Raw genomic sequence first — 19,824 nt, forward strand, 5'->3', positions numbered from 1 at the left:
AAGGCGAAGTGATCAGTGCCAGTGGTGATAATAGCGATGATATCCCGGTCCGACCACGAAGGGCGGCCCCCAGTAGAAATCATTATTGCTTTCCATGAAAGCCCGCTGGTCCGCACGGCGGCTCAGGTCCTGATTCATCAGACAGTTGGCGAAATTCTCGGTGCCGCGCCGGAAGCCGTAGCTGCTGCATCTCGCTTCGTCTGCCGCGCGAATCTCTTCCGCCGTCTGACAGGCAGATAATACCAGGGCTATGACAATGAGAGAGAGTGCGGGAAAAATACGCATGACTCGATATCCTCGGCACAAATATGCACCCGGGAATTATAGTCTGGCTTGGTGAGGTGCGAAAGGCGTATTGGCAACAGCTTATCACGAACCGTTGAAGGGCGTGATGGGGCTTGGAGCAATTCCAGGAAAAGTGCGCAGCGGTTTTCCGTCCGGAATTGCGAAAGAACAAAAGGCTGCTCAAGCGTCGTCGCGCGGCCTTTGCGGCAAGCGTTGCAGCAGATTGACGAAAGCGTCGGTGAAGTGGAGCAAGGGCTCGGTTTCCTCATCCGGCTGCAGCAGACGGATTTCCGTGCCGTCTTCGCCGAGCGCCGCGAAGATGACACGCATGGCCTCTCCATCCTCAGGGATTCGCAGAACTGCAATCCGGCAGCAATCCGATATCAATCCCGTGGCCGGAAGATCGAAGAGGAATTCGCCATGTGCGGCCCCGGCAGCGTCTCGCACTGCTTCGCAAAAGGCCGCTTCGCCACCGGAAAAACCTTCAAGCGATAATTCCAGCTCCAAGAGTTCGAGCGGCAAGGTAGGATCGGCGGCATCGGCAACCGTGCCGGCCGCTGCAGGCAACGGCTTGGCGGCGATGTCCGGCGATTGCATCGTTTCCATCTCCTCAAGTCCTTTCATGGCCTCAGTAAAACGTCAAAAAGCATGACCCTTTTTCAGAATTTAAGCAAGTACTCACGTTTTTGCGTCACTGGAGCAATTCCAGGAAAAGTGCGAAGCGGTTTTCCGTCCGGAATGCGCAAAAACAAAGGAATAGAGCGAGGAAGCGATTCCGAGAAATGCTGAACCGCTCTAGTCCGGAATCTGCTTGCAGCGGCGCGTTAATCGTCTGTGCCGAGATCTGATTTATTTTCGCCATTTCTTGTTCTAAACATGGGGTCGACCTTGGGGATTGGGGTAGCATCCGCCTTCCGATCCGACGCGCCGACGAGCTTTTGATGACCATTCGCTTCGACCGTCCCGTTTCGCATGCCGCGCGCGCCGCGCGCTTGATTGCGTCCTTTGCGCTGGTGCTGAGCGGGGTGATCTTGATCGGCCATCGATTCGGACCACTGGAAACGCCCTATTTCGTCCTGCTGATGCTGATTTCCGCGGGCTTTGCCGCGCTGGCGGTAACGCTGGCGGTCGTCGGCCTGACCCAGCTCTGGCGGGTTGCCGCCATCGGTGGCGTTTCGGCCGTCAAGGCGCTGATTTACGCCGCCTTGCCGCTGGCGATCGTCGGTATCGGCGTCGAGCGCTATTGGACGCGGCCCGCCATCTACGATGTCTCCACGGATCTCACCGACGCTCCGGAATGGCTGGCGCTACCGGAGGCCAAACAGATTTGGTTGCCGGCAAGGCATTTTGTGACAACAGAGGACCGTGAGGCGCAATCCTCCGCCTATCCGGCCCTGACCAGCCGTCGCTACGAGGGCGCTGTCGACCGCGTGCTGGAGGCCGTGCGCAAGGTCGCCAAGGACAATCACATCACCATCGTCAAGGCCGAAGGCGCCGATGTCATCGATCCGAACGGCGATGAAAAGCCGAAGCGCCGCGGGCCGCGGCAGCATCCTAGCCAGACCCCGGACGATAGTGCCGTGACCGACATGCCAGATGTCGTCCCCGTGCCGACGCCACGTCCCCTTCGCGACGAGGTGGCTGCCTTGATTCGCCAAAACTCCGACGTCGTCCTGCAGGGCGAGACCCGCACCCGCATTCTCGGTCTGCATTTCGATGTGCTGATCCGCCTGCGTGAAGAGGAAGAGACGACGCTTGTCGACGTCCGCGTCGCTTCCCGCTACGGCCAGGACGATCTCGGCATCAGCGCCAACATAGCCGAAAGCTATTTGAAGGCGCTGGATGCCGAACTTCTGGGCATTGCCGGAAGCTGATGGGCTAGGCAGGCCTGTAGGCGCCGAACAGCGCCGGCGGCCCGTCTGTCTCCACTTGGCCTTTCTCCACCAGATCCTCCAGATGCGCCAGCACGGAGAGTGCGGCCGCACCATGCAGGCGCGGGTCGGTTTCGCGATAGATGGCTTTCACCATGTCGGGGATAAAGCGGTCGCCAGCCCTGATGCGCTCCAGCACGGCGCGCTCGCGCATGCGCCGGTGGGTTCTGAGCCCGCGCATGAAGGCGGCGGGCTCCATCACCGGCCCGCCATGGCCGGGAAAGAACAGGCGGTCGTCGCGGGCAAGCAGCCGGTCGAGCGAAGCCATATAGTCGGCCATGGAACCGTCAGGCGGGGCGACGATCGTCGTTGCCCAGGCCATGACGTGATCGGCGGAAAAGACGATGCCGCTCCCCTCCAGCGCAAAGCAGGTGTGGTTGGCCGTGTGGCCAGGCGTCAGAAGCGCAGTCAGCTGCCAACCGTCTCCCGAGACGCTTTCGCCATCGGCAAGCGTGATATCCGGCAGGAAACCCGTATCCGAGCTTTCGGCGAAGGGATTGATCTCGCCCTCGTGCAGTGGCCGCGCGGCGCGGTGCGGCCCTTCGCCGACCGTCAGGGCACCCGTCGCCTCCTTGAGCCGCCTGGCGAGCGGCGAGTGGTCACGATGGGTATGGCTGACGAAGATATGCGTCACCTCGCGCCCCTTCAGCGCCGTCATCAGAGCCGCGAAATGCGCGTCATTCTCCGGGCCGGGGTCGATCACCGCCACGGACGAGCCGCCGACGATATAGCTATTGGTGCCGTGGAAGGTAAAAGCGCTGGGATTGTTGACCGTCATCCGCTCGACGCCGGGCGCTGTGGGGACGGCGCGGCCATAGGCAGGATCGAAGGCAAGGTCGAATTCGGGAGTGCTCATCGCTTATATTCAATCTCAATGAAGGCCATTGGTTCCGACCCGGCATTGACCACATTATGCTCGACGCCGGCATCGCGCCGGTAAGCCGCGCCTTTGACGAGGTCGACGCGTCGGCTCTCGGACCCTTCCTCGATCAAAAACCGGCAATCCGTCATCGGCACAACGACATAGCCGAGACCATGGACATGATGCCCCGTATCGGCGCCCGGCTCGAAGTCCCAGCGGGTGATGCGCACCACAGCGTCGTCGACAAGCACCGACGGGACGGCCGGAGGGCGGGCACGATACTGGCTCATTAGATCTCCTGGGTGGATTTTGGGATAACAAGCCCTATCATAGGGCAGCCGGAAGCACACAGAAATATGCGTTCACCCATAACTTAATGATTGTGAGCGGATGCGACCTTTGCTAATCAGACGCCGATTTGGCGCGAACAGTCGCCATCTCCCAGTGTTGGGGCGTAGCCAAGCGGTAAGGCAGCGGTTTTTGGTACCGCCATCCCCTGGTTCGAATCCAGGCGCCCCAGCCACTTCTATGTTCGGGAAACCGACCAGAGTTACGTCAGCAAGGCTTGCAGAGTTACGGCCACAAAGAACGCGATGATGACGGCTGCGGCCATCAGGGTGACTTGGCGATTGGCTCGTTGAAGGACGCGAGATTGCCGTCCCCGTTTCGCGCGAAGGCGATACCCTCGGATGGGGACTGTATTGGAGCGACCTTGCTCTTTTTTCCCGGACATAGCTGCCTCCCAGCAGGAGATGCCGCTTTTGAATATAGCAGCCGACGCCACATTTTTCATTGCTTGAATCAGCACTTTGAGGCTGGGATTCCCTATCATCCATGTTGATCATGAATCGTGCAGCGTGCGTCCTCGGCTAAAAGTTGTTAGCTTTAGGCATGAGCACGATTCACGACATCCCCCAACACTTCCAGATCGCCGAAATTGATAGCAGAGCAAGTATATCGCAATATACCTGACAATAGAGGATTGCGTTAGAGAGCACTGATCGGCTTCTTCTCTCTCCGCCTATGCCCCATCAACGCCTTGTTGCGCTTCTACGATGAAACGCGATCGCTGTTCGAAGCGATAGACGTGCACGGGCGAAGGCAGGGCAATGAGAGCGGCCGAAGCGGCAATCGCGAACCCGTTGCCGAATGACGTTTCAATGAGAGGTGCCAAGGGTGTTCTAGTCTCGATCTCCGGAGGTTCGGATATGACACTCTTCGAGGTGGACAAGGCAGCGAGCCGCATTCGGGACGAAGTGCAGGGCGACGCCGAAATCGTCATCGGTGCAATCTTCGACCCCAGTCTTGACGGCAGGTTTCGTCTGTTTGTTGTGGCGATTGGATTGGATGGTAGTCGACCCCTGGATCCGATGGACGCCTTCGTTCAGGGTTTGGGGCAGAAGTATACGCTGCAGTAGCACGCGTGTTTTTCGATGCCGAGCGCATTTCCTAAATGAAAACAGGCGACCCTTTCGAGCCGCCCGCGATATTCCGTCCCCGATAAACCCCGAGACTCAGCTCGCCTTTTCTGGCGGCGCCAGCAGTTCGGCGCAGTAGGAGGAGCCGCTGGTGCCAGGCTGGTCGCTGAGGATGTGGACCGCGCGGATGACATAGCTCTGGTTGGTGACGATATCGGCCTTGCAGCTGAGATAGAGCTTACCCTTCTTTTCGCCCTTCTTGCCAGCGATGGTGACCGTCTTGTAGCCGCCCCGCCACGTGTAGACGCGGTTGCCGCCTTCGTCGCGGTCGGAGATCGGCGGGCCGAAGGTGGCGAAGAAACGGCCAGCCGACTGGCCTTCCCAGCGGTCCTGAACCGGGTTGCTCGCAATCGTCGGAAGAGCGACAGTTGTGGTGGTGCAGCCGGCAAGGGCCAGCAACAGCCCCGCCGCGGTGATCATGCGGATATTCATCGTATCGTCCTTGAGCTTCTGTCTCGCAATCGGCTGCGGAAACGCCGCTGTCCCACGACATTTCCGCCTGTCCCGCAAAGGCTTTAGCGCCAAAGCCGGCAAAAGAAAATTCCCATCCGCGTGTACAAGCGGGATTTTGCTAAATGTGTTGCGCCTTATGCACTTCGGCCGGTTCGACACCCATTTTCCTGCCGATTTTCTGAGCAATTGCCTCTGCAATTTTTTCGTCAAGAATCAAACGGTTTTTTTGATTTTGGTGCTTGTGCTTCAAAAATGGCTGGTCTATAGAGGCGCCGCTGGTCACGGAGTGTAGCGCAGTCTGGTAGCGCACCACGTTCGGGACGTGGGGGTCGAGTGTTCGAATCACTCCACTCCGACCAGCCGAAAAGCCTAGGAACTCAAGGCTGTCATCCCGAACAATACTTCCTCCTCAAGAGCCATTTTCCAGCTAACGGGCCATTCGAGACGGCGGAGCTACAGCAATGGCGGTTCCGGATCGTCCGTGGACGGTTCTACAACAGGCTCGATGATATCGGGCCTATCATTTTTCGACGATCCTACATCCTTGCCGATCGGCCACATGGTCATAAGCTCAGACGGAAACGGCTTGGTGAGATCGTGCGGATCCGGTTCGAAGGAAAGCCAGCGTTCGTAATCTTCCGGATGCAGGATGACCGGCATGCGGTCGTGGATGGTCGCCATCAGCTCATTTGGCTTACAGGTGATGATAGCGAAGGTTCTCCGCTCAAGACCGGTTTCCGGATCGCGTCGGCTCGCCCAGATGCCAGCGAGGGCGAAGGGCTCGCCTGACTTCATTGCGATAGCATAGGGCTTCTTGTTTTTGCCGGTTCCGTAAATGTCCTTCCATTCGAAAAAGCCATTGATCGGCACCAGACAGCGTTTCGACTTATAGGAATGCTTAAACATGCTGTTGGTCGAAATGCCTTCGGACCTGACGTTGATCATCGGCCGACCGGCATCCTTTATCCAAGTCGATATAAAGCCCCATCGCGCCGTCGCGAAGACAGGCCCCATGACGTCGGGCTCCCGGACGATCTCGCGGATGATGATCGGATAATCCTGCTGCGGCGCTCCGTTATAACGGGGGAAGCCGTTAGACAGCGGCTCGACATCGCCGGGGCCGGCAAAAGCGAAGTTGGCGAGTAATTCCCTCAGGGATGTTCGGATGTAGATGCGTCCACACATGGCTATACCGCCTCGTTCAACCGCATGATGGCTTCATAGTATGTTTCGAGACGACAGGCCGCCTGTCTCGCGCTCCGTTCCCAATCGGCAGAGGGAGATTGTCGCTCAGGACGCTCCGGCGGCAAAGTGGGAAGTGATCGGCGATTATATTTTCGACGCTGTTGCTAAGCGACGGTAAAGTTGCAATCTCGCAGGCTGACGAGTTTTCACGATTTCGCCTATCTGTTCGCTCTTGAGCGATGACGGGAGTTTCGGCCACCTTGTGGGCCCGCCCACCGAAACTCCCGGCTGTCGTTAAGGGGTGAGTACGACAGCGCGGGCAACTAAGCGGGTCTCGCCAAGATGATCCAATGGTAGCCGCGCAGCTGGGTAACCTCTGATTAATATCCACCAATCTTGTGCCGTTTTGGATCGGGCCAATCTCTCGAAATCCATCGTATGAAGCCTTCGATTACGCGGCAGCCACCTGCGCCAAAAAGCGCGGTCAGATTGCTGTTGACAATTAATAAGTCTAACTTACCATTAGCTTGCTAGATTAGATTGACCTCCAATCTGCACCATGGTGGTCTGGTCGTTTCCCTCGGCCAGGCCACTTTTTTCTGGGGCATCACTCAGTTGCTACCGGCCTCGGTTAAGGCTCTCGAAACAAGTGTCGGAGTCCTTGGCTATATCGGTGTTTCCGAATTTTCCCGTTGTCTTGTGCTCTTGCTGGCCTTCGTAATCATCGCGAGCCGCCGATATGCCGTTTATGTCGGTATTGACCGCCGCCTCTCTGCTCTCGGCCTTCTTACGGTGCAGCAATCCAGTCATGGCAATTGTTGCGTGATATCCTTTTGCGGCATTGCGCTTTTCGTTGCAGGAAACACTATATACAGAGTTGAAACGGGACGACTGACTCGATGTCGAGGAGAGGCTCCCGCTTGGAAAAGCGAAGCGAGGGATGAGAATGCGGTCTTGGCGGGGACGAAATGCCGGCGGTTCGGCTCTGAGTTGTTTTACAGCCATGAAAGCCGTGAATGGGCCTGTTGCCGCCGGTCTTTCCGGGCTGGCGCTGGCTGTGGCAATCCTGCTCGCATCTGGTGCCCACGATCTCGCGCAGGCCGCAGATTGCGACAGAGTTGCCTCGCCCGGCCTGAATTGGAGTGAATGCAGCAAAACCAGCATCATGCTGCAGGGCAGTGATCTGCACGGGGCAAATCTTGCCGGCGCTCATTTCGACAGCACCGATCTCAGCAACTCCAATCTCACATTGGCAAATCTGGAGAAGGCAACGCTTGTGCGCGCGTGGTTAAAGAATGCGCGGGCCGACGCGGCGAATTTCTCGAGGATCGAGGCATACCGCTCCGATTTCAGCAATATCTCGGCCAACGGCGCCAGATTCGCCAGTGCCGAGCTGCAACGGGCCGAATTCGGCGGCGCGCAGCTCGCCAATGTGGATTTTCAGAAGGCCGAGCTTGGCCGTGCCGATTTCGACAAGGCGGTGCTGACGGGGAGTAATTTTTCTCTCGCCAATCTATCCCGTGCCACTTTGAGCGGCGCGACGATAAAGGGCCCGGTCGCGTTCGACGGCGCGTTCATGTTTCTGACCCGTATCGAAGGGCTCGATCTCTCGGCCGCCACCGGCTTGACACAACAGCAGATCAATCTCGCCTGCGGCGATAAGTCGACCATGTTGCCCGCCGGGTTGACGGCGCCGCAGAGCTGGCCCTGTCCGCCCGACGACAAGGACTGAAACAATTCGGCTGGTCACGACATAGGTCATGACATAATCGAGAGGCAGTAATTCAATGTTTGTGGAAAAGACGATCCAGCACGACAGCAAGCCCGAATTCTATCGTGAGCTTGCCGGTCAATTGCAGGCGCTGCTCGAGGGCGAGGCCGATCCGATCGCCAACGCCGCCAATACGTCGGCGCTGATCTACCAGATGCTGCCGGACCTCAACTGGGCCGGCTTTTACTTCCTGCAGTCGGATGACGAGCTCGTGTTGGGACCGTTCCAGGGCAAGCCGGCCTGCGTCCGTATCGCGGTTGGCCGTGGCGTGTGCGGGACGGCGGTCGAGAAGGAACAGTCGATTCTTGTCGCGGACGTGCATGCTTTCCCTGGCCATATCGCCTGCGATGCCGCCTCCCGTTCGGAGCTGGTGGTGCCGCTGTTTCAGGATGGCCAGGTTTTCGGCGTCGTTGATCTGGATAGTCCGCTCGCCGGCCGCTTCGACGCGGACGATCAGGCCGGCATCGAGGCTCTGGCGACGATCTATGCCTCTGCCTGCGACTGGGATGATTGATCGCTTAATGCATGTCGCGCAAAAGTGTGCTGCTGTTTTGCGAAAGCGACATGCACAAACAAGGAGCTAAAGCGTGGGAGTGAATCCTGGAGATTGCGACGAGCTTTAGGCGCGACGCATCACGCCGCCGTGTGCGATATGGCAAATCGCCTTCTCCATACCTATATTTCCGTCGCAACCACTCCCGCGACGCTCATCGAGCTTGATGTCTGTAACGATATCCAGTGTTCTCTCGTAGACCTGGTTGAGTTCGAAACATGCGTCTGAGGGCAAGGAGAACAGGAATGCAGAACTACCGCAAGACTTCCGAGGCTATAGCGAATCTGTCTCCCGAGCAGTACCGCGTGACGCAGCAAAGCGGTACCGAACGTCCAGGCACGGGCGAATATCTCAACAACAAGCAGCCCGGCATCTATGTCGATGTCGTATCAGGCGAGCCATTGTTTGCCTCTTCTGACAAGTTCGATTCGGGCTGCGGCTGGCCGAGCTTCACCAAGCCCATCGAAGCTGCCAATATCAACGAGCTTACCGACCTCTCGCATGGCATGCTGCGCACCGAAGTGCGCTCTATCCATGGCGACAGCCATCTCGGTCATGTTTTCCCGGATGGGCCGCAAGATCGCGGCGGCCTGCGCTATTGCATCAACTCTGCCTCTCTTCGCTTCGTGCATCGCGACAGGATGGAGGCTGAAGGCTATGGTGCCTATCTCGACCAAGTGGAGGATATCAGATGACTACGGAACGTGCAGTTCTCGCCGGCGGTTGTTTCTGGGGCATGCAGGACCTCATTCGCCGCTATAAGGGCGTCATCTCGACACGCGTCGGCTATACCGGCGGCGACGTTCGCAATGCGACCTATCGCAATCATGGCACCCATGCGGAAGCGATCGAGATCACCTTCGATCCCGAGAAGATCAGCTATCGCGACCTTCTGGAATTTTTCTTCCAGATCCATGATCCGAGCACGCGCAACCGCCAGGGCAATGACGTCGGCACGAGCTACCGTTCGGCGATCTTCTATACGAACGACGAGCAGAAGCGGGTCGCTCTGGATACGATCGCCGATGTCGACGCTTCCGGGCTGTGGCCGGGCAAGGTCGTCACCGAAGTGACGCCGGCAAGCGACTTTTGGGAAGCCGAGCCGGAGCACCAGGATTATCTGGAGCGCATTCCGAACGGCTACACCTGCCATTTCGTTCGTCCAGGCTGGAAACTGCCGGTCAGGCAGTCCGCCGCCGATGCCACGCAGCGCGCGGCATCCTGAATGAAAGACCATGGCCGCGGGCGAAGGCCGTGAATGAACGGCTGAACTCGTATCTCGGTACATGGGATGTCAGGCGGAAGATCATCGACCGCCTCAACGGGGGTGTTATCTCGTTCGAAGGACAGGCGTTCGTGACGCCTGTCCAGTTCGAGGAGCACGGCGACACGACGGCGGACCATGCGACGCTCAGGAGCAGCCGCACCTATCGGCTACGTGGCGAGGCTAAGCATCTCGCCGTCTGCTTCCCCAATCTCACCGAGTTCATCCGCATCGGAAATGGCGCCTCGCAACGCGTCGTCCATCACTGCGGCACCGATCTTTATCGCGGCCGCCTATTCTTTCGTGGCCCGGATGCCTGGGCCGAGATGTGGCACGTGCAAGGGCCACGAAAACACTATGTAAGCCTGGCTCACTATCGCCGTGCCTAACCAGTCAGGGCCGGATGCGAAGCGGAAAATGCTTGCGCTTCCTTCTGCAGCCATTCGCAGAACAATACCGATTTTCGATTCCGCCGAGCGCGCCGCAGCGCCACGTAATGATGTCCGCTGTCGATGAAACCCAACGGAGCGGCGAGGCGGCCGAAGCGGATGTCATCGGTTACATAGGGCCAAGGCGCGACGCAGACCCCCAGGCCGGCACTGGCCGCCTCCAACATGAAATAGAAATGCTCGTATTCGACGCGCGTTCCCGCCTCGATTGTTGCGCCCGACCGTGACAGCCAGTCGCCCCAGGCGCGAAGGCGTGTTCTCGTATGAAGCTGCGGAACGCCGGCGAAATTCTCCGCGACGGTTCTTTCGAGGGAAGGGGAGAGAACCGGACCCGTCTGCTCCGGAAACAGCGCGATCACCTCAGCGCCTTGTGGCCAGGGTACGGTCCCGACCCGGATCGCGACGTCGAACCCGTCGCGCGTAAAATCGACGGGACGGGACGATGCCGTCAGACGAACTTCGATATTGGGATACTCCGCCTGAAACCGGTAAAGCCGCGGGATCAGCCAACGCATGGTAAAGGTGCCGGGGCAGGAGACGTCGAGTGATCCGTCTTCCGTATCCGCAACGGCTCGCACCGACATGTCGATCTGATCGAAAGCGGAGACTAAGCCCGACAACAGGGTCGAACCCGCCTCCGTCAGCCGCAATTTGTTCTTTGGTCCCTCAAACAGCGGCACACCCAGCACATCTTCGAGATGCTGGATCTGACGACTGACGGCGCTATGCGTCACATTCAGCTCATCGGCCGCCAAAGTCATTCGCCCATGCCGGCCGGCGGCTTCGAAGGCGCGTAACGCATTGAGAGATGGGATGCGGCGGGCCATGTGAGATTTCCGAACAGCTCTTGTTCGATCATATCGGTTTTCTTCCTGCGCACCATAATGTTTTGTCCGGCTTACAATCTAAATTTCCCCGCTGAGGGAACAATGAAACTCGGATTGCGGGAGCATTTCGATGGCGGCGAGGCTATGCCCTGCGAGCCACAAAACTGCTCGGTGCAACCAGACAACGAGGATGAAGATACGATGGCCAACAGACATCAGGACGGCAGCGCCGGTGACGCAAATTACGGCATCATTGGCACGGACTATGCAAAATACCGCCAGCCCGACCCGCATATTGCGGAATTTATCCGTGCTGCATTGGGCAATGCCCGTAGCATCCTCAACGTCGGAGCGGGCGCCGGCTCTTACGAGCCTTTCGACCGGATGGTCACGGCAGTTGAACCGTCCGCATCCATGCGGGCGCAGCGGCCGGCGCATCTGCCTGTCGCCATCGATGCCGTAGCTGAGAAGCTTCCCTTTGCAGATGGCAGTTTCGATGCCAGCATGGCGACATTTACCGTGCATCAGTGGTCCGATCTCGCGGCCGGGCTTGCCGAGATGCGGCGGGTGACACGTGGTCCCGTCCTGATCTTGACCGGCGATCCCAGCGAGCTCAATCGATTTTGGCTTGTCGACTATGCGCCGGAAGTAATTGCGGTAGAGGCGCGCCGCTATCCGCAAATGGCGACCATCGGCGAAGGGTTGGACGGCAATGCGGAGGTCATTCCCGTGCCGATCACGCTGAACTGCACAGACGGTTTCGGCGAGGCCTATTATGGGCGCCCGGAACGCCTGCTGGAGGCGGGGGCGCGCCTTGCCAATTCCGCCTGGAGTTTCGTCGATGCTTCGATCGGGGACCGCTTTGTCGCCGATCTCAGCCGCGATCTGGAAGACGGCACCTGGGACGCCAAATACGGGCAACTGCGCTCGCTGCCGGAATTCGAGGGCTCGCTGAAGCTGGTCGTTGGTCGCGGGCGATCCTGAGCCGGATCGAAAAGGGAGGCTTTGTCCGCGGCCGCTCGGCGAAGACAAGCCTGATCGCGGACAGGGATCGTTCACCAAGGCGCGGCTGGTGAACGATCCACTGGCTGGAAAATGCTATTGGCGAGGCATCCGCCGTCTTGTTTGTGCAGCTCGGGCCAGTTCCTCCAATGTCCGGACGGAAGTCGGCCAATCAATGCAGCCGTCGGTGATGCTTTGGCCATAGACCAGTGCTTTGCCGGGAACGAGATCCTGGCGGCCGCCGACGATGTTGCTCTCCATCATCATGCCTTTGATGCGACGGTCGCCGGCAGATATTTGTTCTGCGACGGAGCTGACGACCATTGGCTGGTTCTCAGGGTCCTTGCCGCTGTTGGCATGGCTGGCATCGATGATGATCCGCGGATCAAGCCCCGTTTTCTGAGCCTGTGCCGATACCGCCTGCACACTGGCCGCGTCATAGTTGGGTTGCTTGCCGCCGCGCAGAATGAGATGGCAATCGTCGTTGCCGCGTGTCGAGGCAATGGCCGCAAGGCCATCCTTGGTCACTGCCGGAAAATGATGCGGCTGCGAGGCTGCCACGATCGCATCCAGAGCTATCTTTGCATCGCCATTCGTTCCGTTCTTGAAACCGACAGGGCATGAAAGGCCCGAAGCGAGCTGACGATGCACCTGGCTCTCGGTCGTCCTTGCACCGATTGCGCCCCAGCTCACCAAATCGGAAATGTACTGCGGCGTGATCGTGTCGAGGTATTCGCAACCGGCCGGCAGCCCTATTTCGTTGACGTCAACCAGAAGACTTCTGGCGATACGCAACCCCTCTTCGATGCGGTAGCTTCCGTCGAGATGGGGATCGTTGATGAGGCCCTTCCAGCCGACCGTGGTTCGAGGCTTCTCGAAATAGACCCGCATGATGATTTCGAGATCGTCGGCGAACCGGTCGCGCTGTTCCTTCAGGCGAGCGGCGTAGTCACGTGCCGCGACGGGATCGTGGATGGAGCAGGGGCCGATAACCACGATCAATCGATCATCGTCATTGTGCAGGATGCCGTGAACGGCATTGCGAGTTTCCGTCACGGTCGTGGTAATGGCCTCGTCCCGCGGGATCTCCTCTATAATGCGGGAGGGCGGCGTCAGGGCAGTAATCTCGACAATTCGCAAATCATCAGTGGATTTCAACACGGTATCGGTTCCTTTGTGGGTTCATACCGTGGCGACAAAAAAGCCGCCAGGTAAGACTAGCGGCTGTTCGGGTCTATGTCGTTGCGTCGATTTTACCTACGCACGGGCCCGCCTCCGCTGAGAGCAGCGGTACGAATAAAATCGCGAGGCAATTGCGTAGGTGAATGACATGCGGCCTCTCTACGACAAAAAATGCGGCTTGTCGATAATCTTGATACGTTTGGAGCGCATCATCAAAAGCCTCTTCGCGGGGCCACAGTTTTGACACCCGGGAAAGCAGCAGCAGCCTTATCTTGGCCCGCTATTTTTTGTTATCGCGAAGCCGAAACAATGCCGGCGGTCTCTGGCTTTCGAAAATCCACCCAGCAATATAATATAAGAATAACATTATATATAATGTTACAAATAAAAAATTCCACCTCCGGATGTGCTGCATCCGGGTGGTAGCGATTCTCAAATGTAGCGGTTCCAACTCGGAAGGACCGGCCCGGCTTCGCTGGAAGACGGACCGGCCCCCATCCGATCAGGGGTCAAGTCAGATCAGATCTCGGAAATGAGGTCTTAGAAGCTGCGCTGGAAGCGGAGGATACCAGCCCACTGATCCTGGTTCACAGAATCGAAGTTGGTGTAGGTAACTTCCGGCTCGACGAGCAGGTTCTTGACGGGGTTCCACTTGAGGTTCGTCGTGGCTTCGAAGATCTTCGAGTCGGTGTAGGCGAGCTGGACGTTCCACTTCAGCTGGTCGCTGATCTTATAGCCAACGCCACCCCAAACAGCCCAGTCACCCCAGCCGCAGAGATCGCCACGGCCAACCGGGCAAGCCGACGGGTCCAGGTTCGAGCCGGCATACTGGTTCAGCTTGGAGCCGTCCGTGTTCCAGCCGCCCATCAAGAAGGCCGAGAAGGCGCCGAAGTTGGCGTCGATACGAGCCTTGACAGCGCCTTCTTCGACGATGGAGTCATAACCACCGACGACGCGGAACTGCCAAGCGCCAGCCTTGTAGCCAGCACCGGCTACGACGTTCGGAGCATAGTGGTTTTGCTCGGACTTAACCCAAGCGCCGCCGAACGAAGACGCGTCAGCGCCGGAATTGGAATCTTCCAACGAAACCACAGCCGTGAAGCCGTTGCCGGCGTCGTAGTTGTAGGTCAACTGGTTGAGTTCGTACGGGCCGTCATAGATCACGTCGTCGTTGATGACGTCGCCGGCGTAACCGGTGAACAGGTTGTACTGCGAGTCCTGCTTACCAACCAGGAAACCAGCGAGGCTGATGTTAGCCCACAGCAGCTTCGGGGTCGTGGAGCCGCCTTCCTGCCAGTCGAAACGGTAGACGGTGTTGGTCTTCAGCGGACCGTATTCGGTGTCCGATGCCGTGTCGATGGAAAGCTGAGCGCGGGTGTGCCACAGCGTACCATAGTCGCCGCCTGGGCCCGGATTGTAAGCGTTGTACCACTTACCTTCGGTACGAACCATGCCGCCGATCTTGAGGCAGGTCTCGGTACCCGGGATGAAGAAGTAGCCAGCGCCATATGCGTCGCAGATGCGGACGTATTCGAGCGGCTCCGGCTCAGCGGCGACGACAGCGTCGGCTGCCTGAGCGCCGGAAACTGCTGCCAGCGCAGCAGCGGAGCCGAGAAGAAGGCTCTTGATATTCATAAAAACTCCAATCCAATATAGATTGGGCACAGGCCATCGCGCCGAAAATCGACGTGCCTCACCCTATCCCTGTTAAAAACCCCGACTCGGGAGAAGCAGGCCCCACCCGCTTCTGTTCCCTATTAAGGACTAATTCCTGCAAAGTTATATGATATATTTTTTGCAGAGCGGCATTTTCATGATTTAAAAATTTCAGTTGCAGGAAAGCAACATCCGCAAACAAAATAGTAAGACACTCATAATATTGGCGCCGTAATAATCATTTTGGAGTACGATCCAGGGAGCCAGTCCCTTGACATGCGAAGGGAAGGCGGTTGCGGGAGAATTTCCCTGTGGGTGTGGAGGCGCGCCGCTCTCAACCAGATCCGCGCCTTCAACAGTGCGCGCTGGATTGCTGTCAGCGGTGAAAGTCGCGGAGCGCCGCTTAATAGAGAACGGTTCGTTTCGAAGTCGGCGATATCAGCTTGCTGAGCATGGCGCCGATTGCGATGCCCCAGAGGGCGCCGGCCATGCCGACGATGATATCCATCGGAGAGCCGTAACTTCCATTCGCCAGAAAATGTGAGAAGCCGAGCGCCGAAACGCTGCCGATCATCAACAGGCAGGTGAAAGAGGGCGACTGTGGATAGGCAAGTCGCGCCAGCATGCCGGCGACGCAGAGTGCGCCCGCGCGATACATGTTGAAAGGATTGCCAAACTCGGCCTGCCAATTGAGATGCGCAAAGGTCACCGCAACCAGTGCCGCGATGTAGCTCCAAGCGATAATTTTCAAAAACCGGCCCGATATCATGGCGCTATTCTATAGCTGCGATCGCCATTCTGCGGCGCACACATTTTGTGTGTTTTCGAAATATATTGTTGCGTGCCGAGAGGCGCCAAAAAACGCTCGCAACCCGCGATTTCCGTAGCTTACGCCTCGGCCTATCTGATCGGAAGGCGAAGAGGGAAGCGCAGATTTCCTTAATCATGGATGAGGCGATCTGCGGCGAAATGAGCCGGCACCATTATGCCGGCTCGCTGATGCCGAAGTGGTCTCAGGCGTTGGAGGCTTTCAGCGCTTCTTCGTCGTCTTCCGCTTCCAGGTCCACGGCTTCGACGGTGCTCTCCCCGGTACCGCGGCCAAGGAACGCGAAGACGACGATTGCTGTAATGGTTGTGATCGCCATCAGGAGCCACAACAGCGCGCTAAAGGCATCACTGTAGCCTTGGATCAGCTGGGCATGTCCGATCGCCGGCACATTCGATGCCGCGTTGAGAAGATCGCCTGTGACGAGCCGCTGCGCTGCAATGGAGGCATGTTCGCCCGCCTCAGCGCCGAGATAGGATTGTATGAGCGCCGAAAGGACGGCACTGACGACAGCAAGCGCTACGCCTTCGCCGGCGACGCGGGTGGTGCTGAAGATGCCGGTCGCCATGCCCGCCCGTTCCTTCGGAACCACGCTGACGGCAAGCCCATCCATCAGGCCCCAGGGCAGGCTGATACCGATGCCGATCGTCAGGAGTGGACCAATCAATGCGGTCGACGCCGATCTTGTCGCGAGATGGCTGAGCCAGAACAGCCCGGCGGCGGAAATGATCAGGCCGACACTGCAGATGGTGGCGGCCGTGAACCATCGCGTCAGCAGACCGGCAACGATCGGCAGGATGAGAAGCGGCGCCGACAGGGCGACCATCATGCGGCCGGCCGCGACCTCGCTCATGCCCTCGATGCCGACAAAGCGAACGGGAAGCAGGATGAGCAGCACGACGAAGGCATAGGCGGGTGCCGCCGCCAGCAACTGCACGCCGACGAAACGCGGATACCGAAACAGAGTGAGTTCCAGCATTGGGCGTTTCACCAAACGTTCGATGACGCCGAAGGCCGCAAAGAGCAATACTGCTCCCGCAAGCAAGACAACGACCAGCGGGTCGCTCCAACCGCTCTGCGGAGCGCGCAGCACGCCGTAGGTGAACAATGTCAGGGCGAGCGTAAAGCTGAGTGCGCCTGGCCAATCGAGATCCGCGGCATCGGGATCTTTGGACTCGGTCAGGAAATATGCGCCGAGGCCAAAAGCGAGGCCGGCGAGGATGACGACCAGAAGAAAGATCGCCGGCCAGCCGAAGGTTTCGATCATCAGGCCGGACGCGATCGGCCCGAAGGCAAGGCCGACACCAAAGCTTGAACCGACGATGCTGAAGGCACGCATGCGCGCTGGTCCCTCGAACTCCTGCGCGAGTGAGGCCATCCCGCCGGAAAATGCGGCGGCGGCGCCCATGCCTTGCAGCGCCCGCAGGATATCGAACCAGACGATGTCGCCGGCGAAGGCCAGTCCCGCCGAGAACAGGGCGAAGCCGGCGAGCCCTATGAGGAAGATGCGCTTGCGCCCGAAGCTGTCGGCGAGCGCACCGGCGGCCATGAGGCTGCTACCGAAGGTCAGCATGAAGGCATTGGTAACCCAGTTGAGCGCGATCGGGCTGCCGCCAAGCGTTCGGCTGATTGCCGGCAACGCGACGGCAGGGCCGGTGAAGGTAAGAGGCATGGCGGCGGCCGCGCAACAGACGGCGATGAGAACGAATAGTTTTTCGGCCGGACTCGCGGCCTTTATCTTGTTTGGATGCATCGGGATTTCCGCTGAGCTTGAGCAAAAGAGAACCCGCGGTCGGTTTGGGAGTGGAAACCGGCTCTAAAAAGCGGCGTCCATCGGCCGCGGGAGTGGTGAAATACCGAAGCAGGATAATTTTGCTTCAATTGAAGGAAAATAGCGCTAAGTTTCCACTTATACCGGAAGAAAACGCTCGAATGGACAAAGGGAATGGATCGGCTAAGTGGCTTGACTGCCTTTGTGCGAACCGCCGATCTCGGCAGCTTTGCCGCCGCGGGGCGCGTGCTTGGCCTTTCGGCCTCCGCTGTCGGCAAGGCGGTGACCAATCTCGAACGGCAGCTCGGCGTCCGGCTGCTGCAGCGCTCGACCCGCAGTATTCGCCTGACTGAGGAGGGGCGCCTCTTCCACGAGCGCTGCCGGCGCGTGCTTGATGATCTCGACGACGCCCAGGCGTCGCTCGCTCAGGCGGTTGCCGTACCACGCGGGCGGCTGCGCGTCAGCGTGCCCATCGTCACCTACCATCTCCTGCTGCCGGTGCTGCCCGAATTTATTGCGCGCTATCCCGAAGTCGAACTCGATATCGACTTTAACGACCGCATTATCGATATGATCGAAGAGGGGGTCGATGTGGCGATCCGCAGCGGCAATCTGCCGGATTCGCGGCTGATGTCGCGCTCGCTGCGGCCGTTCCAGATGCTGCTTTGCGCAGCGCCCGTCTATCTCGAACGTTATGGTGTTCCCGATTGCCCGCGCGCCCTCGACGGCCACTTGGCCATCCACTTCCGCTTCCCCAACAGCGGCAAGGTTCAGAATTGGCCTCTGACCCTGCCGGAAGGCGAACCGGAATTGCGCACGCGAACGGTTTTGTCATGCAACAATATGGAGGCGCTGCGTGGCGCTACCCTCAGCGGTCTCGGTATTGGCTGCATGCCGGATTTCTTGGCGCGCAGCGCGCTTGCCGAGGGCAAGCTGTGCACGGTGCTTGACGCCCATATCGATGGTCCAGGTCGTTTCCACTTGCTTTGGCCATCCAATCGCCATCTCTCTCCTAAGGTTCGGGTCTTCGTCGATTTTCTCAGCGAACGACTTTTCGCGGAGCGCTGCGAAGCTCTGCCGGGCGCGGCTACCTTATCGTAAAAGAACGGTTTGCCGGGATATCGTTTCGAACCTGCCTCGCAGGCAGTTGCTGCGCGAGCTCGATTTTGCGACGGTACCGGCCATGAATGAAATGAAAATCCTCCGCTCGGGGTCAGCCACCACCGGCAGTTAAGTTTGAAAGCACGATGAGTCGTTTCTGGAGCCCCATAGTCCATTCCTTGACCCCCTATGTTGCCGGCGAGCAGCCGGTCATCAGCGGCCTGGTCAAACTGAACACCAATGAAAGCCCCTACGGGCCTTCGCCGCTGGCGCTGGAGGCTATTTCACAAGCCACCGCCGATACGCTGCGGCTCTACCCCGATCCGACGGCGCGGGATTTGCGCGCCGCTATCGCCGAAAGCTTCGGCCTCGACGCAAACGAGGTTTTTGTCGGCAACGGATCGGACGAGGTGCTGGCGCATACGTTCCAGGGACTGCTGAACCACGACGGGCCGCTGCTGTTCCCCGACATCACCTACAGCTTCTATCCGACCTATTGCCGCCTTTATGGGATCGCGTTCCAGCAAATCCCGGTCGATGGGGAGATGCGGGTTCGGCTTGATGACTATCGCCGGCCATGCGGCGCCATCATCCTGCCCAATCCCAATGCGCCCACGGGTATCGGCCTGCCGCTCGCCGAGGTCGAGAGCCTTCTCCGCGATCGTCCCGATCAGGTCGTGGTCATCGACGAAGCCTATGTCGATTTCGGCGGCGAAAGCGCCGTTCCGCTCGTCCGCCATTATCCGAACCTGCTGGTGATTCAGACGCTCTCCAAGTCTCGCGGGCTGGCCGGCCTGCGCGTCGGCTTCGCCGTCGGGCAAAGGCCATTGATCGAGGCGTTGGAGCGGGTCAAGGACAGCTTCAATTCCTACCCGCTCGACCGGCTCGCTTTGGCGGGCGCACTGGCAGCCTGGAAGGATCGGGAGTGGTTCGAGCGCCACCGCGAACTGATCGTCGCCAGCCGGCAGCGGCTGGCTGCCGCCTTGCGGGAACTCGGTTTCGAGGTGCTGCCGTCATCCGCCAATTTCCTGTTCGCGCGTCATCCCGGCAAGGTGGGGGCGGTACTGGCGGGGGAACTGAGAAGCAGGAAAATCCTGGTCAGGCGCTTTTCCGCCGCGCGTATCGAAGATTTCCTGCGCATCAGCATCGGGACGGACGAGGAATGCGATCGCCTCCTGGCGGCGCTCGGCGAAATATTGCAGTGATCTGACGTCTCGAAATCAACGTT

The 19,824-nt window shown here is 59.0% G+C and carries 20 protein-coding genes, 2 tRNA genes and 1 pseudogene; 12 read left to right on the plus strand and 11 right to left on the minus strand.

The annotated features are described in order from the left end of the window. Positions 1-12: 12 nt before the first annotated feature. Positions 13-285 carry a hypothetical protein gene (locus tag CCGE525_RS05905; RefSeq protein WP_120703474.1) on the minus strand — a complete coding sequence of 91 codons (273 nt, stop codon included), beginning with the start codon at positions 283-285 and terminating at the stop codon, positions 13-15. 180 nt (positions 286-465) lie between these two features. Then, on the minus strand, positions 466-882 hold the full coding sequence (locus CCGE525_RS05910) for a hypothetical protein (RefSeq protein ID WP_162950133.1): 417 nt from the start codon (positions 880-882) through the stop codon (positions 466-468). Positions 883-1,226: 344 nt separating this feature from the next. Between CCGE525_RS05910 and CCGE525_RS05915 the strand changes: the two genes are divergently transcribed. Beyond that, positions 1,227-2,159 carry a DUF1499 domain-containing protein gene (locus CCGE525_RS05915; RefSeq protein ID WP_120703475.1) on the plus strand — a complete coding sequence of 311 codons (933 nt, stop codon included), beginning with the start codon at positions 1,227-1,229 and terminating at the stop codon, positions 2,157-2,159. Between the two features lie 4 nt (positions 2,160-2,163). On the opposite strand, the gene CCGE525_RS05920 is transcribed toward CCGE525_RS05915, so the two are convergent. Together CCGE525_RS05920 and CCGE525_RS05925 are read right to left on the minus strand one after the other, a co-directional pair. Beyond that, a complete protein-coding gene (locus CCGE525_RS05920) occupies positions 2,164-3,072 on the minus strand; it encodes an MBL fold metallo-hydrolase (protein ID WP_120703476.1) in 909 nt (302 codons plus the stop codon). After that, positions 3,069-3,368, minus strand: a complete 300-nt coding sequence (locus tag CCGE525_RS05925; protein WP_120703477.1) for a cupin domain-containing protein — start codon at positions 3,366-3,368, stop codon at positions 3,069-3,071. Before CCGE525_RS05925 ends, CCGE525_RS05920 begins: the two co-directional genes overlap by 4 nt. Before the next feature lie 158 nt (positions 3,369-3,526). On the opposite strand from CCGE525_RS05925, the gene CCGE525_RS05930 reads away from it, so the two are divergent. Together CCGE525_RS05930 and CCGE525_RS05940 are read left to right on the plus strand one after the other, a co-directional pair. Then, positions 3,527-3,601: transfer RNA gene (locus tag CCGE525_RS05930), tRNA-Gln, on the plus strand. A 568-nt stretch (positions 3,602-4,169) separates the two neighbouring features. Further along, positions 4,170-4,496 (plus strand): annotated as a pseudogene (locus CCGE525_RS05940) (hypothetical protein); the annotation flags it as partial. A 96-nt stretch (positions 4,497-4,592) separates the two neighbouring features. Here the strand turns inward: CCGE525_RS05940 and CCGE525_RS05945 are convergent. Further along, a complete protein-coding gene (locus tag CCGE525_RS05945; protein ID WP_120703479.1) occupies positions 4,593-4,988 on the minus strand; it encodes a hypothetical protein in 396 nt (131 codons plus the stop codon). Positions 4,989-5,291: 303 nt separating this feature from the next. Between CCGE525_RS05945 and CCGE525_RS05950 the strand changes: the two genes are divergently transcribed. Next, positions 5,292-5,368, plus strand: a tRNA-Pro gene (locus CCGE525_RS05950). Positions 5,369-5,462: 94 nt separating this feature from the next. Here the strand turns inward: CCGE525_RS05950 and CCGE525_RS05955 are convergent. Continuing rightward, on the minus strand, positions 5,463-6,194 hold the full coding sequence (locus CCGE525_RS05955; RefSeq protein ID WP_120703480.1) for an SOS response-associated peptidase: 732 nt from the start codon (positions 6,192-6,194) through the stop codon (positions 5,463-5,465). Positions 6,195-7,197: 1,003 nt separating this feature from the next. Between CCGE525_RS05955 and CCGE525_RS05965 the strand changes: the two genes are divergently transcribed. The 5 genes from CCGE525_RS05965 to CCGE525_RS05985 all read left to right on the plus strand — a co-directional run bounded on the left by CCGE525_RS05965 (position 7,198) and on the right by CCGE525_RS05985 (position 10,171). Continuing rightward, positions 7,198-7,926, plus strand: a complete 729-nt coding sequence (locus tag CCGE525_RS05965) for a pentapeptide repeat-containing protein (protein ID WP_205587433.1) — start codon at positions 7,198-7,200, stop codon at positions 7,924-7,926. 55 nt (positions 7,927-7,981) lie between these two features. Continuing rightward, positions 7,982-8,479 (plus strand): GAF domain-containing protein, encoded by a 498-nt coding sequence (locus CCGE525_RS05970; RefSeq protein ID WP_120703483.1) that lies wholly within the window; start codon positions 7,982-7,984, stop codon positions 8,477-8,479. Between the two features lie 284 nt (positions 8,480-8,763). Continuing rightward, positions 8,764-9,213: a peptide-methionine (R)-S-oxide reductase MsrB gene (gene msrB / locus CCGE525_RS05975; RefSeq protein WP_120703484.1), complete on the plus strand. Its 450-nt coding sequence runs from the start codon at positions 8,764-8,766 to the stop codon at positions 9,211-9,213. Further along, a complete protein-coding gene (gene msrA, locus CCGE525_RS05980) occupies positions 9,210-9,743 on the plus strand; it encodes a peptide-methionine (S)-S-oxide reductase MsrA (protein WP_120703485.1) in 534 nt (177 codons plus the stop codon). Before msrB ends, msrA begins: the two co-directional genes overlap by 4 nt. Positions 9,744-9,772: 29 nt before the next feature. Next, entirely contained in the window at positions 9,773-10,171 is a 399-nt protein-coding gene (locus tag CCGE525_RS05985; protein WP_120703486.1) for a DUF6314 family protein, read from the plus strand. Here CCGE525_RS05985 and CCGE525_RS05990 read toward each other — a convergent pair. Beyond that, positions 10,168-11,058, minus strand: a complete 891-nt coding sequence (locus CCGE525_RS05990; protein WP_120703487.1) for a LysR family transcriptional regulator — start codon at positions 11,056-11,058, stop codon at positions 10,168-10,170. The two genes, CCGE525_RS05985 and CCGE525_RS05990, sit on opposite strands and share 4 nt — an antisense overlap. Positions 11,059-11,259: 201 nt before the next feature. Here CCGE525_RS05990 and CCGE525_RS05995 point away from each other — a divergent pair, with 201 nt between their 5' ends. After that, a complete protein-coding gene (locus CCGE525_RS05995; protein WP_120706280.1) occupies positions 11,260-12,042 on the plus strand; it encodes a class I SAM-dependent methyltransferase in 783 nt (260 codons plus the stop codon). A 114-nt stretch (positions 12,043-12,156) separates the two neighbouring features. On the opposite strand, the gene CCGE525_RS06000 is transcribed toward CCGE525_RS05995, so the two are convergent. The 4 genes from CCGE525_RS06000 to CCGE525_RS06015 all read right to left on the minus strand — a co-directional run bounded on the left by CCGE525_RS06000 (position 12,157) and on the right by CCGE525_RS06015 (position 17,477). Further along, the gene (locus CCGE525_RS06000; protein ID WP_120703488.1) at positions 12,157-13,221 is read right to left on the minus strand and encodes a 3-deoxy-7-phosphoheptulonate synthase; all 1,065 of its coding nucleotides are present in this window, start codon (positions 13,219-13,221) and stop codon (positions 12,157-12,159) included. 561 nt (positions 13,222-13,782) lie between these two features. Continuing rightward, positions 13,783-14,877, minus strand: a complete 1,095-nt coding sequence (locus CCGE525_RS06005) for a porin (RefSeq protein WP_120703489.1) — start codon at positions 14,875-14,877, stop codon at positions 13,783-13,785. A 424-nt stretch (positions 14,878-15,301) separates the two neighbouring features. After that, entirely contained in the window at positions 15,302-15,649 is a 348-nt protein-coding gene (locus tag CCGE525_RS06010; RefSeq protein ID WP_120706281.1) for a hypothetical protein, read from the minus strand. A 262-nt stretch (positions 15,650-15,911) separates the two neighbouring features. After that, entirely contained in the window at positions 15,912-17,477 is a 1,566-nt protein-coding gene (locus CCGE525_RS06015; protein ID WP_120703490.1) for an MFS transporter, read from the minus strand. A 192-nt stretch (positions 17,478-17,669) separates the two neighbouring features. Between CCGE525_RS06015 and CCGE525_RS06020 the strand changes: the two genes are divergently transcribed. Together CCGE525_RS06020 and hisC are read left to right on the plus strand one after the other, a co-directional pair. After that, entirely contained in the window at positions 17,670-18,596 is a 927-nt protein-coding gene (locus tag CCGE525_RS06020; RefSeq protein ID WP_120703491.1) for a LysR family transcriptional regulator, read from the plus strand. 146 nt (positions 18,597-18,742) lie between these two features. Beyond that, entirely contained in the window at positions 18,743-19,801 is a 1,059-nt protein-coding gene (hisC, locus tag CCGE525_RS06025; RefSeq protein WP_120703492.1) for a histidinol-phosphate transaminase, read from the plus strand. Positions 19,802-19,824 lie beyond the last annotated feature (23 nt).

It is taken from the genome of Rhizobium jaguaris (assembly GCF_003627755.1).
Classification (GTDB): domain Bacteria; phylum Pseudomonadota; class Alphaproteobacteria; order Rhizobiales; family Rhizobiaceae; genus Rhizobium; species Rhizobium jaguaris.

Coding starts and splice junctions, on each gene's coding strand:
- CCGE525_RS06020 (WP_120703491.1), top strand. CDS start 17,670: ATGGATCGGCTAAGTGGCTTGACTGCCTTTGTGCGAACCGCCGATCTC.
- CCGE525_RS05910 (WP_162950133.1), bottom strand. CDS start 882: ATGCAATCGCCGGACATCGCCGCCAAGCCGTTGCCTGCAGCGGCCGGC.
- CCGE525_RS05965 (WP_205587433.1), top strand. CDS start 7,198: ATGAAAGCCGTGAATGGGCCTGTTGCCGCCGGTCTTTCCGGGCTGGCG.
- hisC (WP_120703492.1), top strand. CDS start 18,743: ATGAGTCGTTTCTGGAGCCCCATAGTCCATTCCTTGACCCCCTATGTT.
- CCGE525_RS06015 (WP_120703490.1), bottom strand. CDS start 17,477: ATGCATCCAAACAAGATAAAGGCCGCGAGTCCGGCCGAAAAACTATTC.
- CCGE525_RS05990 (WP_120703487.1), bottom strand. CDS start 11,058: ATGGCCCGCCGCATCCCATCTCTCAATGCGTTACGCGCCTTCGAAGCC.
- CCGE525_RS05915 (WP_120703475.1), top strand. CDS start 1,227: ATGACCATTCGCTTCGACCGTCCCGTTTCGCATGCCGCGCGCGCCGCG.
- msrB (WP_120703484.1), top strand. CDS start 8,764: ATGCAGAACTACCGCAAGACTTCCGAGGCTATAGCGAATCTGTCTCCC.
- CCGE525_RS06005 (WP_120703489.1), bottom strand. CDS start 14,877: ATGAATATCAAGAGCCTTCTTCTCGGCTCCGCTGCTGCGCTGGCAGCA.
- CCGE525_RS05905 (WP_120703474.1), bottom strand. CDS start 285: ATGCGTATTTTTCCCGCACTCTCTCTCATTGTCATAGCCCTGGTATTA.
- CCGE525_RS05925 (WP_120703477.1), bottom strand. CDS start 3,368: ATGAGCCAGTATCGTGCCCGCCCTCCGGCCGTCCCGTCGGTGCTTGTC.
- CCGE525_RS05955 (WP_120703480.1), bottom strand. CDS start 6,194: ATGTGTGGACGCATCTACATCCGAACATCCCTGAGGGAATTACTCGCC.
- CCGE525_RS05945 (WP_120703479.1), bottom strand. CDS start 4,988: ATGAATATCCGCATGATCACCGCGGCGGGGCTGTTGCTGGCCCTTGCC.
- CCGE525_RS05920 (WP_120703476.1), bottom strand. CDS start 3,072: ATGAGCACTCCCGAATTCGACCTTGCCTTCGATCCTGCCTATGGCCGC.
- CCGE525_RS05995 (WP_120706280.1), top strand. CDS start 11,260: ATGGCCAACAGACATCAGGACGGCAGCGCCGGTGACGCAAATTACGGC.
- CCGE525_RS05970 (WP_120703483.1), top strand. CDS start 7,982: ATGTTTGTGGAAAAGACGATCCAGCACGACAGCAAGCCCGAATTCTAT.
- msrA (WP_120703485.1), top strand. CDS start 9,210: ATGACTACGGAACGTGCAGTTCTCGCCGGCGGTTGTTTCTGGGGCATG.